At 43.7% G+C, this 14643-nt stretch carries 18 protein-coding genes; 8 read left to right on the plus strand and 10 right to left on the minus strand.

Annotation, left to right across the window (positions count from 1 at the left end; all coding sequences use genetic code 11):
• Positions 1-35 precede the first annotated feature (35 nt).
• Positions 36-509, minus strand: coding sequence for a BLUF domain-containing protein (locus H0S56_RS14155; protein WP_004281912.1), 474 nt, complete (start codon positions 507-509; stop codon positions 36-38).
• A 196-nt stretch (positions 510-705) separates the two neighbouring features.
• Here H0S56_RS14155 and H0S56_RS14160 point away from each other — a divergent pair, with 196 nt between their 5' ends.
• Entirely contained in the window at positions 706-1053 is a 348-nt protein-coding gene (locus H0S56_RS14160; RefSeq protein WP_195725348.1) for a hypothetical protein, read from the plus strand.
• Here the strand turns inward: H0S56_RS14160 and H0S56_RS14165 are convergent.
• Both H0S56_RS14165 and H0S56_RS14170 read right to left on the minus strand, forming a co-directional pair.
• A complete protein-coding gene (locus H0S56_RS14165; protein WP_005108225.1) occupies positions 1046-1336 on the minus strand; it encodes a GNAT family N-acetyltransferase in 291 nt (96 codons plus the stop codon). The two genes, H0S56_RS14160 and H0S56_RS14165, sit on opposite strands and share 8 nt — an antisense overlap.
• A gap of 31 nt (positions 1337-1367) precedes the next feature.
• Positions 1368-1646 (minus strand): GNAT family N-acetyltransferase, encoded by a 279-nt coding sequence (locus tag H0S56_RS14170; protein WP_005094867.1) that lies wholly within the window; start codon positions 1644-1646, stop codon positions 1368-1370.
• 155 nt (positions 1647-1801) lie between these two features.
• On the opposite strand from H0S56_RS14170, the gene H0S56_RS14175 reads away from it, so the two are divergent.
• Together H0S56_RS14175 and H0S56_RS14180 are read left to right on the plus strand one after the other, a co-directional pair.
• A complete protein-coding gene (locus H0S56_RS14175) occupies positions 1802-2995 on the plus strand; it encodes a sugar transporter (protein WP_195725349.1) in 1194 nt (397 codons plus the stop codon).
• A gap of 331 nt (positions 2996-3326) precedes the next feature.
• On the plus strand, positions 3327-4292 hold the full coding sequence (locus H0S56_RS14180; protein WP_004728997.1) for a TerC family protein: 966 nt from the start codon (positions 3327-3329) through the stop codon (positions 4290-4292).
• Between the two features lie 39 nt (positions 4293-4331).
• Here the strand turns inward: H0S56_RS14180 and H0S56_RS14185 are convergent, their stop codons facing one another.
• On the minus strand, positions 4332-4904 hold the full coding sequence (locus tag H0S56_RS14185) for a nucleotidyltransferase family protein (RefSeq protein WP_180039082.1): 573 nt from the start codon (positions 4902-4904) through the stop codon (positions 4332-4334).
• A gap of 98 nt (positions 4905-5002) precedes the next feature.
• Between H0S56_RS14185 and guaD the strand changes: the two genes are divergently transcribed.
• The 4 genes from guaD (at position 5003) to H0S56_RS14200 (ending at position 7513) form a co-directional block, all read left to right on the plus strand.
• Positions 5003-6331, plus strand: coding sequence for a guanine deaminase (gene guaD, locus H0S56_RS14190; RefSeq protein ID WP_195725350.1), 1329 nt, complete (start codon positions 5003-5005; stop codon positions 6329-6331).
• The gene (locus tag H0S56_RS14460; protein WP_004647134.1) at positions 6306-6431 is read left to right on the plus strand and encodes a hypothetical protein; all 126 of its coding nucleotides are present in this window, start codon (positions 6306-6308) and stop codon (positions 6429-6431) included. The genes guaD and H0S56_RS14460 overlap by 26 nt, the downstream gene beginning before the upstream one ends.
• Positions 6432-6555: 124 nt before the next feature.
• Positions 6556-7083 carry a hypoxanthine phosphoribosyltransferase gene (hpt, locus tag H0S56_RS14195; RefSeq protein WP_004647133.1) on the plus strand — a complete coding sequence of 176 codons (528 nt, stop codon included), beginning with the start codon at positions 6556-6558 and terminating at the stop codon, positions 7081-7083.
• A gap of 172 nt (positions 7084-7255) precedes the next feature.
• The gene (locus H0S56_RS14200) at positions 7256-7513 is read left to right on the plus strand and encodes a GlsB/YeaQ/YmgE family stress response membrane protein (RefSeq protein ID WP_004281926.1); all 258 of its coding nucleotides are present in this window, start codon (positions 7256-7258) and stop codon (positions 7511-7513) included.
• A 93-nt stretch (positions 7514-7606) separates the two neighbouring features.
• On the opposite strand, the gene H0S56_RS14205 is transcribed toward H0S56_RS14200, so the two are convergent.
• Entirely contained in the window at positions 7607-8308 is a 702-nt protein-coding gene (locus H0S56_RS14205; RefSeq protein ID WP_195725351.1) for a DsbC family protein, read from the minus strand.
• Positions 8309-8654: 346 nt separating this feature from the next.
• Between H0S56_RS14205 and H0S56_RS14210 the strand changes: the two genes are divergently transcribed.
• Entirely contained in the window at positions 8655-9833 is a 1179-nt protein-coding gene (locus H0S56_RS14210) for an MFS transporter (protein WP_457758482.1), read from the plus strand.
• A gap of 44 nt (positions 9834-9877) precedes the next feature.
• Here H0S56_RS14210 and mnmE read toward each other — a convergent pair whose 3' ends face one another.
• From mnmE to rpmH, 5 genes are all read right to left on the minus strand, one after another.
• A complete protein-coding gene (gene mnmE / locus H0S56_RS14215) occupies positions 9878-11236 on the minus strand; it encodes a tRNA uridine-5-carboxymethylaminomethyl(34) synthesis GTPase MnmE (protein WP_195725352.1) in 1359 nt (452 codons plus the stop codon).
• A 92-nt stretch (positions 11237-11328) separates the two neighbouring features.
• Positions 11329-13092: a membrane protein insertase YidC gene (yidC, locus tag H0S56_RS14220; protein WP_005104951.1), complete on the minus strand. Its 1764-nt coding sequence runs from the start codon at positions 13090-13092 to the stop codon at positions 11329-11331.
• Between the two features lie 5 nt (positions 13093-13097).
• Positions 13098-13418, minus strand: a complete 321-nt coding sequence (gene yidD / locus H0S56_RS14225; RefSeq protein ID WP_004281931.1) for a membrane protein insertion efficiency factor YidD — start codon at positions 13416-13418, stop codon at positions 13098-13100.
• 9 nt (positions 13419-13427) lie between these two features.
• Entirely contained in the window at positions 13428-13820 is a 393-nt protein-coding gene (gene rnpA / locus H0S56_RS14230) for a ribonuclease P protein component (RefSeq protein ID WP_004281932.1), read from the minus strand.
• Positions 13821-13849: 29 nt separating this feature from the next.
• A complete protein-coding gene (gene rpmH / locus H0S56_RS14235; protein WP_000831329.1) occupies positions 13850-13984 on the minus strand; it encodes a 50S ribosomal protein L34 in 135 nt (44 codons plus the stop codon).
• Positions 13985-14643 lie beyond the last annotated feature (659 nt).

A 14643-nucleotide genomic window follows, 5' to 3' on the forward strand; every position in this document is an offset into this window, starting at 1 on the left:
GCGGACTTTTTTATTTTCAGCTTTGATCCATCAGATCAAAAATAGGGGACATAACCACGCTGCTTATAACCTTTTGGCGATGCCAGACTGGCCTGATTTTCTTCCAGGCGATACAGTACTTTGAGGAATTCGGCAATTCCTGACTGCTGTAAGGCATGCGGATCAAATTGCTTCAAACCTAAACGTGAAAATAAAGAAGAAATTTCACTGTGTTTATGCACATATTTCATTGACCATTCCGAGAAATGGGAATGCTCTACCATCGCATCTGCAAAACGCAAGATATTGTGATGGCGGGGATCCCGACAAATGCTCTGAAATAAACTTTCCACTACTTCAGCCTGACCTTCAAGGCACTGGAAAAATTTGCCATGGGAATAATACAACACCCCATGAATCTGATGCTGAAGATTGAACTTCCGGGCAGTGGCTAAAATATCGCTCAAATCTTGTAACAACTCTTGTTCAGATTCTATGCGTTCACTGGCATAGCAAAGCTGTAGCATCATGCCATCTCTCTAGAGGGAAGAATTAAAAACACAATTTAATCAATAATTTTAAATTAAGTCGACTATTTTTTAAGCAAATATCCGTTTTTGCTTACACGGTTTTCAGTTTGCATTTCTGGATTAAACTTTTAACAATAGTGCCTAAATTATTAAACGAATATTTTCATACACCTACCATGAACATGAGGATCACTTGATGTTAAAAGATCTGATTTTAACCCTCGCCTTGTTATGTGTGTGTTTTATCCTGATCATCACTTTAAATAATTGGCAATTCAGCGCTCAAACCAATCTGCTGATCAGTTCAATTTTTATTAGCTGGACGATCTTGAAATTTGTTGGGCATCGAATTTATTTTCATGCTAGTTATCTGCTGATCATGGCAATTTTAGTGATGCTGCAACAGTTTGAAGAAATTTTCTGGGCGATGACCGGGGTAATGGCAGGTTTCGGTTTATATACCCTGTTACAGGTTCTATTGATTCCTGCCTTGAAAGAAAAACTGCATTTATCTTTCGGGAAATCCCCTTGGGTAGTTAAATAGCAGTTGCTGCGACATCTGCCAGACTTCGGTCACGTTTAAACATGACATCCACATAAGAACATTGCGGGATGATGGTTAAACTTTTTTCACGGGCAAAATCGACCAGTACATCCAGCATTTTTCGGGCAATACCGTGGCCACGCAGGGAATCATCGACCCAGGTGTGATCGGCAATGATGACGGCATCGCCCCGCCATTGATAAGTGATCTCCGCCAGGCGGCGTCCTTGATCTTCCATAAAAAATACACCACCACGTTTTGAATCTTGATATTTAATTTCCATACGAATCTAAACCTTTGTTGTCATTTTAAAATTATAAAACATCATTAAAGCGAGGCTCTCGCTCGAACACGGATTTGGCAAAAGGACATTTTGGAATAATCCTGATGCCGTGTTCACGGGCAAAATTCACAGCGGCCTCGACCAGATAATACCCGACGTGCTGTCCGCGTAGGCTGTCATCGACCCAGGTGTGTTCAATCACTAATTGATCTTCATTTACTCTGGAATAACTCATTTCTGCCAGACGTTTTTCATTTGGCTCTACAAACCATAAACCTCCAGTGTCCTGTTGCTGATGCTCGATCAACATACCGATCCTCTCCTTGTTTTTAAGCCAGACTGACATATTTTTCCCTGCTCTATTGTTAGATTTCTTTTAAAGGATTGTGAATCTGTCCTTCTGACCAATACCGCATTTTGCTCAACAGGTTTAAACTGCCGGCCGGTTCTTTTTATCAGATATGTATGTCCAGCTCTTCTTCCATCTCCTCGGTGACACGTCAATGGGTCTGTGTGATTGCTTTAGCCTCTGCTGCCTTTATTTTCAATACCACCGAATTTATCCCGGTGGCGCTATTAAGTGATATTGGCGCAAGTTTTTCCATGTCACCCACTCAGGTCGGGTGGATGCTGACGATTTATGCCTGGGTCGTGGCGCTGCTTTCTTTGCCAATGATGTTACTGACCAAAAATATTGAACGGCGCTTTCTGCTGATGGTTTTATTTGCGGTGTTTATTTTCAGTCATGTGCTGTCCTATTTTGCCTGGAGCTTTAGCATTCTGGTGCTGAGCCGAATTGGTATTGCCGTGGCGCATGCGCTGTTCTGGTCAATTACGGCGTCGCTTGCCGTGCGGGTTGCGCCAAAGGGCAAAGAGTTTCAGGCACTGGGCTTATTGGCTACCGGTACCGCCATGGCGATGGTCCTGGGAATTCCCTTTGGCCGGATGATCGGGGAGGCCTATGGCTGGCGCAATAGTTTTGCCTTGATCGCAGTTGTGGCGAGTGTGGTGTGTGTACTGCTGGCCAAAACCTTGCCTTTATTACCAAGTGTCAATTCTGGATCACTCAGTAGCTTAAAAAGCTTGCTAAAACGTCCCAGCCTGATGCTGGTCTTTGCGCTTACCGTGCTTGTGATTAGTGCGCAATTTACCGCCTATAGTTATATTGAACCCTTTGCGCTGAATATTGCGCAATTCAGCTCTGCGCAGACCACCAGCTTATTGCTGATTTATGGCGGTGCAGGTCTGATCGGGTCTTATATATTTGGTCGCTTTGCACCGCATTTTCCCCGACTCACCATTCCGCTATTTACACTCGGGCTAGGGATCTCGCTACTGTTATTGCTGCCACTGTCTCAGGGTGTATTTCAGCTTAATAGCTTGGCGTTAATCTGGGGCATCAGCATTATTGGGTTTAGTCTGGCTCTACAAGCCAAGACCTTAAATCTGGCTTCTGATGCAACCGATGTCGCCATGGCAATTTTTTCAGGTCTGTATAATGTCGGGATTGGCGGCGGCGCCTTACTTGGGGGTCTGGTAACGGCACATATCGGATTACATAGTATTGGCTGGGTAGGAGCCATCTTGGCCAGTCTGGGTTTTCTGATCAGCTTATATCTGATTCAACGTTCGGATTTCCTAGTTCAGAAAGCACCTTGAAGCATGATTTTTGTAAATGAAATTGTAGTCTTAGCAAAAATCTGTCATGCTTGCTGCACATTGAGCCATCGCTCAAACAAAATTTAGTTTGAACAAGGGGAGTAGCCTCCTCCAAGCGTTTAAGAATGAAATTTCAATTTTTAAACGTGTCAGAATATCGTCATTACACTTTGCAAAAAGTCGGTATCTGAGCATCTTGAAGTCACACTTTATATAAAAAAGTGGAACAGTAAGATGTAGGCAAGACCTTGATCATGTTGTTATAGATGTTTTTCATCTGGCAACTGGTCAAGGTTTTTTTATGGCTAGTTGTCCGATGTGGAGAATTCACATGGAAACCATTGGTACACTCTGGCTGTATCTCGTCTTTTTCGCGATTGTCGCAGTCATGCTGATAATCGATTTTGTCGGCTTTAAGCATCAGCATGGTCAGGAAGTTAAAGTCCGTACTGCTGCCTACTGGAGTATTGCCTGGGTCAGTGTCGCGACTTTATTTGGTGGCGGCTTATGGCTGTATCTGGAGCAGACCGCAGGCACGGCAATTGCCAATGCCAAGGTCATGGAATACTTTGCCGGTTATCTGCTGGAAAAATCCCTGGCGATTGATAACGTCTTTGTCTGGCTGATGATCTTCGCGGCCTTCGCCATTCCACCCGCACTGCAACGCAAGCTGCTGTTATATGGCGTACTGGGTGCGATTGTGCTCAGAACTATCTTTATTTTTATTGGCGCGTGGTTCGTGCAGGAATTCTCCTGGATTCTATATATCTTCGGTGCGTTCCTGGTGTATACCGGCTTCAAATTCCTGCGTGGTCAGCATGAAGAAGACAGCAATATTGAAGATATGGCGATTCTGAAATGGCTGCGTAAACATATGCGTATTACCCCGCAACTTCAGGGCGACAAATTCTTTGTCCGTCAAAATGGTTTGCTCTGGGCAACGCCGTTATTTCTGGTCCTGATCCTGGTTGAAGCCTCTGATGTCATCTTTGCCGTCGATTCTATTCCAGCTATTTTTGCCGTCACCACCGATCCCTTTATTGTTCTTACCGCAAACCTGATGGCGATTTTAGGCCTACGCGCGATGTTCTTCCTGCTCTCGGGCGCAGCCTCAAAAATGCATTATCTGCCTTATGGTCTCGGGATCATTCTGGTCTTTATCGGCTTTAAAATGCTGATGCTGGATGTGTTCCATATGCCGATCTGGATTTCTTTGAGCTTTATTGTGATTGTCCTGACTGTGACCGCGATCTTGTCGATTCGTCATAGCAAGAAATATAACGAAACCACCCTGTAAAAAGTAATCATCAAAAAAGCCTGCATCAGCAGGCTTTTTTTATTGTTCTATCAGGGATAATTTGGACCATTTTTGCAAAAACTGTTTGCTCAGCATGCGTTGTTCAAACACGGCATAACTGACTAAATTCGGATTCCAACGCAGCTTTAACTCAAATAAATCTGCTAAACCGAAAGGAGCAATCAACTCCAATTCATCATCTTTCAGGCGCAGTGCCAAGGCCGTGACAGTTTCTGGCCATAATGACAGCGCATGACTAATTGAAGTTAAAGGCTCAATATTTTCATTTTGATCGGTACGATACCACTCATGTACAAAGGCTTGATTAGTCACATCCCAACGGATATCTGGAAAATACTCTTTTAACCGATCTGCAAGTTGCTGTTCTATAACGCGAGCCTGCTCATTTTCATCATAGAAAATCACATCGACCTCAGTATGATTTATTTCATATTCCCATCCATGTAAATGCGCCCAGATCACATGACGTAACACACCCGCTGCGACATAAGCGTCAGAGTGTAATTGTGCTAACTGATGCAAGATGCGCATTAATGTCGGCTGCGCACGTACGATCTGTTGAAATTGATCATAATAATTGGATGGGGTCATAGAAGAATCTGGATCGCTATTTAAATATGAATGTTCATACAAACATGGCAATTTTTTCAGCTACAATCAATCGAAAAAATTAAAAGCGTAGGTTTAAAATGTCTTCTGTAATTGCAACGACAGCGATCCGTGGTCGCTTCCTCGATATTCAGAATACAGTTGCCCAAGCACGTGATATACACGACCAAGTGCGATATGTAGAAGATGGTTTAGTCATCATTCACGAAGGTAAAATCCAGTGGTTTGGTCCTTGGCAAGAAGGGCAGTCACGACTTCCTACCGACCTTGAATTACAACACTATCCAGATCAACTGATTGTTCCCGGATTTATCGACACCCATATTCATTTCCCGCAAACGGAAATGGTCGGGGCTTATGGTGAACAACTGCTGGAATGGTTAAATACCTATACATTCCCCACTGAAATCCAGTTTCAAGATGCATCCTATAGCGAAAAAATTGCCGAATTTTTTGTGCAGGAATTGCTTAAAAACGGCACCACCACTGCCCTGGTCTTTTGTACCGTTCATCCTGAATCCGTAGATGCTTTATTTAATGCCGCAACCACACGCAATATGCGTTTGATCGCAGGTAAAGTCCTGATGGATCGTCATGCACCGGAAGCGCTGACGGATACAGCAGAAACGGCTTATATTGACTCTAAAGCGCTGATTGAAAAGTGGCATGGACAGGGACGGAACCTGTATGCGATTACCCCACGCTTTGCACCGACGTCAACACCTAAACAACTACAAAAAGCCGGGCAGCTCAAAGCCGAATATCCGGATGTCTATGTGCATACCCATTTAAGTGAAAATAAAAATGAAATTGCTTGGGTCAAAGAACTCTTTCCTGAACGTGAAGGTTATCTGGATGTTTATCATCATTATGGTTTAACCGGCAGCAAATCCGTTTTCGCGCATTGCGTGCATCTGGAAGATGAAGAGTGGGATTGTATGCATCAGACCGACTCAGCCATTGCTTTCTGTCCGACCTCAAATCTATTCCTTGGCAGTGGCTTATTTCCCCTGAAAAAAACTTGGGACAAAGGGGTTAAAGTCGGCTTAGGCACAGACATTGGAGCAGGAACATCATTTAATCAGCTGCAAACCCTGAATGAAGCCTATAAGGTGCAGCAGTTACAGGGCGAAAAACTCTCCGCCTTTGAGGCCTTGTATCATGCCACTTTAGGCGGTGCCAAAGCCTTGAGTCTGGATGATCGCCTGGGGAACTTTAATATTGGCAAAGAAGCCGACTTTGTGGTGCTGAATCTCAATGCAACTGCCTTACAGCAGTTACGCCAGAGCAGAGCTAAAAATATTGAAGATGCATTTTTTGCACTGACCATGCTTGGCGATGACCGTAATATTGCAGCCACCTATGTCTATGGAGCAGCCGTTTATGTCAAAGCAGCAGCCAGTGAATAAACCGAAAAAATCCCGCCGTCGCCAATACTTGATCCTGTCTGCAATGGCACTGGGCTGTGTTTTTTTATTGAAACGCGATTCAACAGCGGCTAAAAAATGATTACATTTACAGCCAGCAAAACAGGTGCATCTCTGCTAGGGATGTATTAAAATTGCGACGTATTCAGGTGTTGCAGGTCAACACCTTTTTTATTTTGCTATTTTTACTTTTTAGGTATCTACCCATGACCGTTCAAATGAGCGTAATGATTTCCGCTGAAGAAATTCAAGCTAAAGTCAAAGAGCTTGGTGCTCAAATCAATGCACACTATGCCAATAGTGACAAAGAACTTGTGCTCATCGGTTTATTACGTGGTTCAGTGATTTTTATGGCTGATTTATGTCGTGTGATTTCAAAACCGCATGAATTGGATTTCATGACTGTGTCCAGTTATGGCGGTGGCACGGTATCGTCACGTGATGTAAAAATCCTGAAAGATTTAGACGGTGAAATCCGTGGTAAAGATGTGCTGGTGGTTGAAGATATTATTGACTCAGGCAACACCTTAAGCAAGGTACTCGAAATCCTGCAAACCCGTGAACCTAACTCGATTCAACTGTGTACTTTGGTAAGTAAACCATCGCGTCGTGAAATCGATTTGAAGGTCGAATTTATGGGCTTTGAGGTTGAAGATAAATTTATCGTGGGTTATGGCTTGGACTATGACCAGAAGTACCGTCACCTGCCATTTATTGGTGAAATCGGTCTTTAAAATCAGGTTGAAAAAAGTGGCATAAGCCACTTTTTTTATACCTAAAATACAGAAAAAACCGGGAACAAAAAATAACATCTCGTTTCAGGATTCAACTTTTTATGATCCTGACTTTGTTTCAAGATGATTAAACAGATGTGAAAACAAAGACATGATAAGAAGGAGTATGCATATGTGGACAATTATTGTGGCGATCGTCATTGGTTTTGTAGCAGGTCTAATTGCACGTGCCATTCATCCGGGTAATGACAAGGCAGGCTTTATCATGACCACCTTGCTGGGTATTGCCGGCTCCTTGTTGGCGACTTTTGGTGGTCGTATGCTCGGTCTGTACTCGGCAGATTCCGCAGCAGGTCTGATTGCTTCCGTGATTGGTGCTGTGATTATTCTGTTTATTTATAATATGGTGACCAAACGCCGCACGGTCTAAATCAAGCTGATGCTGACTGGATCACCTTAATAAAAAAAAGCACCCCATGAGGTGCTTTTTTTATATTGAGCGACTGATATCTTTATTTAATTTTTATAAATTGAATTCTTTAAAAATCTGCTCAATCTGCTCTGCCGGATAGGCGCCCATCACCTTAAAACCATTGGAAAAAATAATCGCAGGTGTACCATTCACCCCCATAGACTGAGCCAGTTTTTTATTCCGTTCAATCGGATTGGCACAAGTTTTTTTCGATTTAGGTTGAATTCCTTGAGCAATCAGATCTTCCCATGCCTGAGCTGGATTAGACTCGCAATACACCTGTTTTGAAGGAGCAGCCGACTGGGGTTTTAAAGGAAGAATAAAGGTATAAATGGTCAAGTCATTCAGTTTTTTCAGCTCTAGCTCAAGCTTTTTACAATACGGGCAATTTGGGTCAGAAAAGATCGCAATCTGACGTTTACCCGTACCTCTTACACTTTTTACAGCATCCTGAAGCGGTAATTTTTTCCAGTCGATACTATTTTGTTTCAGCATTAAATCACGGGTCAGATTATATTGATCCTGAATCCGCAGCATCGGACCGGCTATCAGATGCTTGGCATCTTCATTCAGATAAACCACTTGGCCCTGCATGGAACCGCTATAGATGCCTTTCATCTCGGTGGTCTGAATATTTTCAATTTTTAAATTGGGACTGTTTTTTGCCAAATTAGCTTGTACCGTATCAATATTGGCAAATGCGAAGCTTGAAATGAATGTACTTAAACTAATGATCAGTGTTTTTTTTAACATGAATGTTCTACATGAATTGGATAAGAATATGCTTCGATTCTAATCGCTCTGCTTTTAAATTTCTCAAACATTTATGTTACTGTTTAGACTCAGTTAAACAAGTTCATAATGTTTCACGTGGAACACCATGTATAGCGTTAGATTGAACTCCAATCTATCTAGAAAACACATCAATATTCATAATAAGTAATTGTTTTATATAATTAAAATATATTAAATGATAAACATCTTACTCATTCAGCCTTGACCGATTTTCTGTATCCATTCTAAACTGCAGACACTTTCTATTTTCCTCGCTACGCCCTGACATGGATTGGCCAAGGATTAACACTATAACGGCATTTTCATGACAATAACGACCAGCTGGCGACCGTTCTTGATGGTCAGCCTGGCTTTAATGATGGGAACGATTGGCACCGCTTTGGCCAGTCCGCTTTATCCGATTTATCAACAGCTCTGGCATTTGCTGCCCAGCCAGATCACCTACATTTTTGTCGCCTATATGTTTGGCTGCCTCTCGACCTTGTTATTTTTGGGCAGAACCAGTAACAGCATTGGATTTTTACGGACCCTGCAAATTGGTCTGGCCCTGATCACGCTGGGTCTCATCATTTCCGTTTTTGCCCAGAATGCACTGATCCTCTCGATTGGCCGTTTTATTATTGGGATTGCATCGGGCCTGATGACCACTTCTGCCATGATGGGTTTGATGCATACTATCCCAGAAAGCCATAAACACACTGCACCACAATTGATTTCAATCATCACCGCAATGGGTTTTGGTTTGGGACCCTTGGTCGGTGGTGTGATTGCGCAGTTTTCCGCTGCCCCTTTGGTGATGCCATATTTACCGATTATTCTGGGTGCCGTGCTGTGTCTGATTGGCCTGTCCTGGATCAAAGCACCCAAGTTTGAGGCGCAGCCCTTTAGCATGGCGCCTAAACTGCAACAACCTGAAGCGCAGTTTCATCGTGTGTTTATGATTATTGCAGTGACGGCTTTTAGTGCCTTTGCCGCTTTTAGCCTGTTTGCTTCACTGTCGCCGTCCTTTGTCCGCAATATTTTACCTTGGCATGGCCCTCTGGTCAGCGGACTGGCCATTACCAGTATTCTGGTGGTTTCAGTGATCGTGCAATTTATGGCCAAAGCGGTCGCAGCATCTAAATGTCTGAATATCGGCCTGATGATGATGTGCTTGAGCTTGATGATTTTGGCACTATGCATGTATTCGAAAATCAGCCTGCTATTTTTTATCAGTGATATTTGCTTTGGAATTGGCCATGGTTTTGCCCTGATGGGTGCTTTTGCCCTGATTCATCAAATGACCAGCTTAGACAACCGTGCAGCCGTCATGTCAACCTATCTGTTTATTGCCTATCTGGGCACTATTGTCCCTATCATTGCCGTGGGTTATCTGGCCGATCATTGGGGGCTGGATTTCGCCGTAATCAGCTTTTGTATCGCGATTAGTTTGCTGTGTTTTGCGCTGTGGTGGGCTTATCAAAAATCCCGCCTACCAGCCTAAAAAAAGCCCTCAGTTGAGGGCTTTTTTGATGTTTTATTAAATAATTATTTACCAATACAAAATGAACCGAAGATCTTGCCCAGCAGATCATCTGCACTGAAATCACCCGTGATCTCACCCAAGGCATTTTGCGCCAGACGTAAGGACTCCGCCACCAGTTCACCGGCGTTATACACCACCAGTTGTTCACGCGCTTCAGCCAGATAGAGCTGAGTGCGCTTCATTGCGTCTAAATGACGGGTACGTGCGATAAAGGTGTCTTCCTCAGGCTGGAAGCCTGCATGCGCTGTAATCGCCTCTATGAGCGATTGAACACCGGTTTCCTGCTTGGCAGAGACTGCGATATGCCGGAAACCATTTAAATCGCCAATTACGGCTTCAGCACCAGTCAGGTCGCATTTATTGCCAATCAGCATTAAACGTTTCGGTTCAATATATTCAGCAAAATATTCTTGAGCGAGTTGCAGCGGATCTTCGCCCTGGCTTAAGTCATAAACCAACAGTAATAAATCTGCCTGTTCAATTTCCTTAATCGCGCGGCGAATCCCTTCCTTTTCCACGATATCACCGGTTTCACGCAGACCAGCCGTATCGGTCAGGGTAATCGGTAAGCCATTTAAGGTAATTTTCTCATGCAGCACATCACGGGTGGTGCCAGCAATATCGGTCACAATCGCGCGTTCAATTCCGGCCAGCGCATTCAGTAGAGAGGATTTACCGGCATTCGGTTTACCTGCAATTACGACTTGCAAGCCTTCACGTAGAAGCTGTCCTTGACGTGCGGATTGCTGGACTTGAGTGACTGCACTGGATACGCCATCCAGCAGATTTAAAATCTTGCCATCTGCCAGAAAGTCGATTTCTTCTTCCGGAAAATCAATCGCGGCTTCCACATGCAGACGCAGATGAATCAGCTGCTCAAGAACTGCATTAACTTTGGTCGAGAAAGCTCCTTGCAGTGAACGCACCGCAGAACGTGCAGCCGCTTGCGAAGTTGCATCAATCAGGTCGGCAATTGCTTCAGCCTGCACCAGATCCAGCTTGCCATTTTCAAAGGCACGCATCGAGAATTCACCCGCTTTGGCTGCAGTGGCGCCCAGTTCCAGCAAACGGCCAAGCAGGGCGTTCTGAATCACCGGACCGCCATGACCTTGTAGCTCTACGACATCTTCACCGGTAAACGAGTTTGGATTCGGGAAGCAAATCGCCAGTCCTTCATCCATGACTTCACCTGCTGCATCGTAGAACTGGCGGAAACCGGCAAAACGGGCTTTGGGCAACTCTTTTTGCGTCAGTTGCTGGGCAATTTCATAGGATTTCGGACCTGACAGGCGAATCACCCCAACGCCGCCACGTCCTGGTGGAGTTGCAATCGCAGCAATAGTTGTGGTTCGGTTGAGCATAAAATTCACCTGCAAAGACTCAAAAGTACAGCCAAAAAAAATCCGCCTAAGATTACCATCTTAAGCGGATTTATTCAGCCTATCCGTACAACTTAGTTGACTGGAGTAGCCTCATCACGTTTCGCGCGATCTTTGGCAACAGACTTGTTAATCAAAGTTTGTTGCAGAATCGTGATCAAGTTGTTGACGATCCAGTACAGAACCAAGCCTGCCGGGAAGAACAACAAGAATACGGTAAAGATGATCGGCATAAACTTGAAGACTTTCGCCTGCATTGGATCAGTTGGTTGTGGATTTAACGACTGTTGGATATACATCGTCAAGCCCATCAACAACGGCAGAATGAACCAAGGATCCATTGAAGACAAATCCTGAATCCACAGCATCCATGGCGCATGACGCAGTTCCACAGATTCCATCAATACCCAGTACAAGGCCAGGAAAATCGGCATTTGTAATAACAGTGGTAAACAGCCGGCAAGCGGATTGACCTGTTCACGTTTGTATAATGCCATCATTTCTTGAGAGAAGCGCATGCGATCTTCACCGAACTCTTCTTTCATGCGTTGCATTTCTGGCGCAATCACACGCATTTTCGCCATCGAGCGATAGCTCTTCGACGACAATGGCCACAGGATTACTTTCACCAAGATAGTCAACAGAATAATTGCCCAGCCCCAGTTACCCACCAGACCATGGAAGAATTCAAGACCGACAAACAGTAATTTCGCAATTGGCCATAACCAGCCATAATCAACGGTCTGGTTTAAACCCGCAGCCAAATCTTTCAGTTCTGACTGGATTTTTGGACCTGAATAGAAAGTCGCATCAATTTCAGCCACTGTACCTGCAGGCACATTGAACGTCGGTGAGGTAAAACCGATGATGTTCATGTTATCGGTTGATTTACGTGATTCAAGCTTGGCGCTATAAGCTTCGCCATTGCCTTGAGTCAACTTCAGCTGACCTGGAACCCATGCACTGACAAAGTAGTGCTGTACCATTGCCACCCAACCACCTGTCGCTTCAGTACTGACTTTTTCTTCAACAAAGTTGTCGAATTTAAGCTTGTTGTACTGCTCGTCCGGGGTACCCCATGCACCGCCGAGGAATGTTCCCAGCGTGAAGATCCCCTGATCAGATTTGCCTGGATCTTCCGAGTTATCCCGTTTGATCTGACCGAACATCTGACCTTGCCAAGTCTGGCCACTGCGGTTAACCACTTTGTGATTTACCACGACCGGATATTCACCTTCAGTGAAATTGAAGGTCTTGATAATCTCGATCCCGTCAGCGGTTTTAAACACCAGCGGTACAGACAATACTTTCAGGTTTTCACCGTCTTTGGATTTGACTGTTTTCGCATCTGCCAGGGTATAAGCCGTTTTTTCCAGCTCATACATTGGACGGCCGTTACGGCTGCTGTCCGGTCCATTCAGACCGATCAGGCCAGACTGAGCGACGTAGGTACGTTTCGCATCGCTTTCCAGCATCACGAACGGTTCATCGCTGTCTTTGTTTTTGTCATGATTGAGTAATTCAACACGAACAATATCACCACCCTTAGGATTGATCCAAAGGTGATAAAGGTCAGTTTGTACTGAAATAAGCTGCTGACTTACAGGTGCTGTGGCATCCGTGGCTTGCTGCGCTGGCACATTTGCTTGTGGCAGATCAGAGGCAACTGTAGCCGTCTGACCATTTGGCAAATCTGCAGATACGTCATGCGAAACAACAGCAGTTTCCTGCTGCGGTTTTGTTTCAGCATTTCCATAATCTTTTTGCCACGCCAAAATGAGCAAATATGCGACAACAAACATGGCTCCGAGAATGGCAATCCTGGCCCATTGTTGCATATGTATTACCCCAAGTGGTGAGAGTGATTTTGGTTCAATAAACGATCACGAAAGGGTACAGCAACGTGAAGCGTTTGAGAATCTATTTGCTGAAATGAAATAAAACGAATCGCTTTTGAGGGAACAGGATCATATCCCGAGCCCCCCCACGGATGACAACGGCAAATACGTTTAGTAGCCAGCCACACTCCACGCCCAGCGCCATGCATCTGGACTGCTTCCAAGGAATATTGAGAACAAGTTGGAATATAACGACAGCGCGGTCCAAGAAGAGGACTAATCGCAATCTGATAGAAACGGATCAACCAATGCAGTAAACGTACCATTGGCCAACTCTACTTTTGTGGGGAGGGGGCTATTTTTGAATGCTTTTTGGCGAGACGGTTAAGTTTCTGCCAGGCAAATTGTAATTGCTGGTGCAATTCTGCATTAGGCACTGCTTCAACACCCATTTTCGGCATGATTACAATGTCTAAGTCATCTAATTGCTGTTGATGCAGGCGAAAACTTTCGCGAGCAAGTCGTTTTACTCGATTTCTTTCGTGTGCACGTCGCACTTTCTTCTTGGCAACAACTAAACCCAAACGGCTATTTGGCAGTTCGGAATGTTTTGCAAGAAATAAGAAATGGGGTTGATGCACTTTAAAAAGCGCACCATCAAAGACACCTTTATAATCGGCAGCACAGCGTAATCGCAACTCTGTGCCAAAACTATAAAGTTTTGTCATAACACCCAAAATCGTCTTAGCGTAACTGATTAAACAGTTAAGCTATGACGACCTTTTGCACGACGGCGAGCTAATACTTGACGACCAGCTTTAGTAGCCATACGAGCACGGAAACCATGAACACGCTTACGCTTTAATTCAGACGGTTGGAATGTACGTTTCATATTGAAACTCCAAAAAATGATCTTTCTATGAAGGTCCGCGATTTTAGTGCTCATTGCTTGAGCTGTCAATGCAAAAGCGGTTTTCTTTTCAAATAAGATCAAAAAAGATAAAGCCTCTGGTTTTTCAGAGAACTGAATAAAAAATAGTTCAATTCAAGTTAATCACAAATTAAGTTATTGTTATATAAATATATATAAGTTATAAACAACTCTATCAACAAAGTTATCCACATGTTATCCAGAGTTTAAATTTAGCTTGCGGTTTTGAATTTAAATTTGAAGTTTTTTGAGTTATCCACAAAACCAGTGATCTTATAAATAAATTCAAATTTATAAATTTAAATTTATTACTATTAGGGAGCACTTTTTCTATGGATAAGCCGCTTTTTATTTATTTAAACATGAACTTATATTGTGGATAAAACTGTTTCTATTAATTTTATACTTTGTGGATAACTTTATGATATATTTTATCCACAGCTTGCGGATAAACTTATCCACACTGGGTTTTAAATTTAAATTTATGCATGGTGATTTCTTTTTGCACAGTTTTTGTGGAAATTGCCATGACAGATGTGGATAACTTGGTTAGAATGGCGACCCGCTTTTGGTCGCGGTCATCTTTTTTGAATGAACAATGGAATGAATAGGGGATTCAC

Origin of the sequence: Acinetobacter lwoffii (genome assembly GCF_015602705.1) — a bacterium.
GTDB lineage: Bacteria > Pseudomonadota > Gammaproteobacteria > Pseudomonadales > Moraxellaceae > Acinetobacter > Acinetobacter lwoffii_E.

Bases quoted from the DNA above. Each gene is read 5' to 3' on its own strand.
- H0S56_RS14155 (WP_004281912.1), bottom strand. From the start codon at position 509: ATGATGCTACAGCTTTGCTATGCCAGTGAACGCATAGAATCTGAACAA.
- H0S56_RS14160 (WP_195725348.1), top strand. From the start codon at position 706: ATGTTAAAAGATCTGATTTTAACCCTCGCCTTGTTATGTGTGTGTTTT.
- H0S56_RS14165 (WP_005108225.1), bottom strand. From the start codon at position 1,336: ATGGAAATTAAATATCAAGATTCAAAACGTGGTGGTGTATTTTTTATG.
- H0S56_RS14170 (WP_005094867.1), bottom strand. From the start codon at position 1,646: ATGTTGATCGAGCATCAGCAACAGGACACTGGAGGTTTATGGTTTGTA.
- H0S56_RS14175 (WP_195725349.1), top strand. From the start codon at position 1,802: ATGTCCAGCTCTTCTTCCATCTCCTCGGTGACACGTCAATGGGTCTGT.
- H0S56_RS14180 (WP_004728997.1), top strand. From the start codon at position 3,327: ATGGAAACCATTGGTACACTCTGGCTGTATCTCGTCTTTTTCGCGATT.
- H0S56_RS14185 (WP_180039082.1), bottom strand. From the start codon at position 4,904: ATGACCCCATCCAATTATTATGATCAATTTCAACAGATCGTACGTGCG.
- guaD (WP_195725350.1), top strand. From the start codon at position 5,003: ATGTCTTCTGTAATTGCAACGACAGCGATCCGTGGTCGCTTCCTCGAT.
- H0S56_RS14460 (WP_004647134.1), top strand. From the start codon at position 6,306: ATGTCAAAGCAGCAGCCAGTGAATAAACCGAAAAAATCCCGCCGTCGC.
- hpt (WP_004647133.1), top strand. From the start codon at position 6,556: ATGACCGTTCAAATGAGCGTAATGATTTCCGCTGAAGAAATTCAAGCT.
- H0S56_RS14200 (WP_004281926.1), top strand. From the start codon at position 7,256: ATGTGGACAATTATTGTGGCGATCGTCATTGGTTTTGTAGCAGGTCTA.
- H0S56_RS14205 (WP_195725351.1), bottom strand. From the start codon at position 8,308: ATGTTAAAAAAAACACTGATCATTAGTTTAAGTACATTCATTTCAAGC.
- H0S56_RS14210 (WP_457758482.1), top strand. From the start codon at position 8,655: ATGACAATAACGACCAGCTGGCGACCGTTCTTGATGGTCAGCCTGGCT.
- mnmE (WP_195725352.1), bottom strand. From the start codon at position 11,236: ATGCTCAACCGAACCACAACTATTGCTGCGATTGCAACTCCACCAGGA.
- yidC (WP_005104951.1), bottom strand. From the start codon at position 13,092: ATGCAACAATGGGCCAGGATTGCCATTCTCGGAGCCATGTTTGTTGTC.
- yidD (WP_004281931.1), bottom strand. From the start codon at position 13,418: ATGGTACGTTTACTGCATTGGTTGATCCGTTTCTATCAGATTGCGATT.
- rnpA (WP_004281932.1), bottom strand. From the start codon at position 13,820: ATGACAAAACTTTATAGTTTTGGCACAGAGTTGCGATTACGCTGTGCT.
- rpmH (WP_000831329.1), bottom strand. From the start codon at position 13,984: ATGAAACGTACATTCCAACCGTCTGAATTAAAGCGTAAGCGTGTTCAT.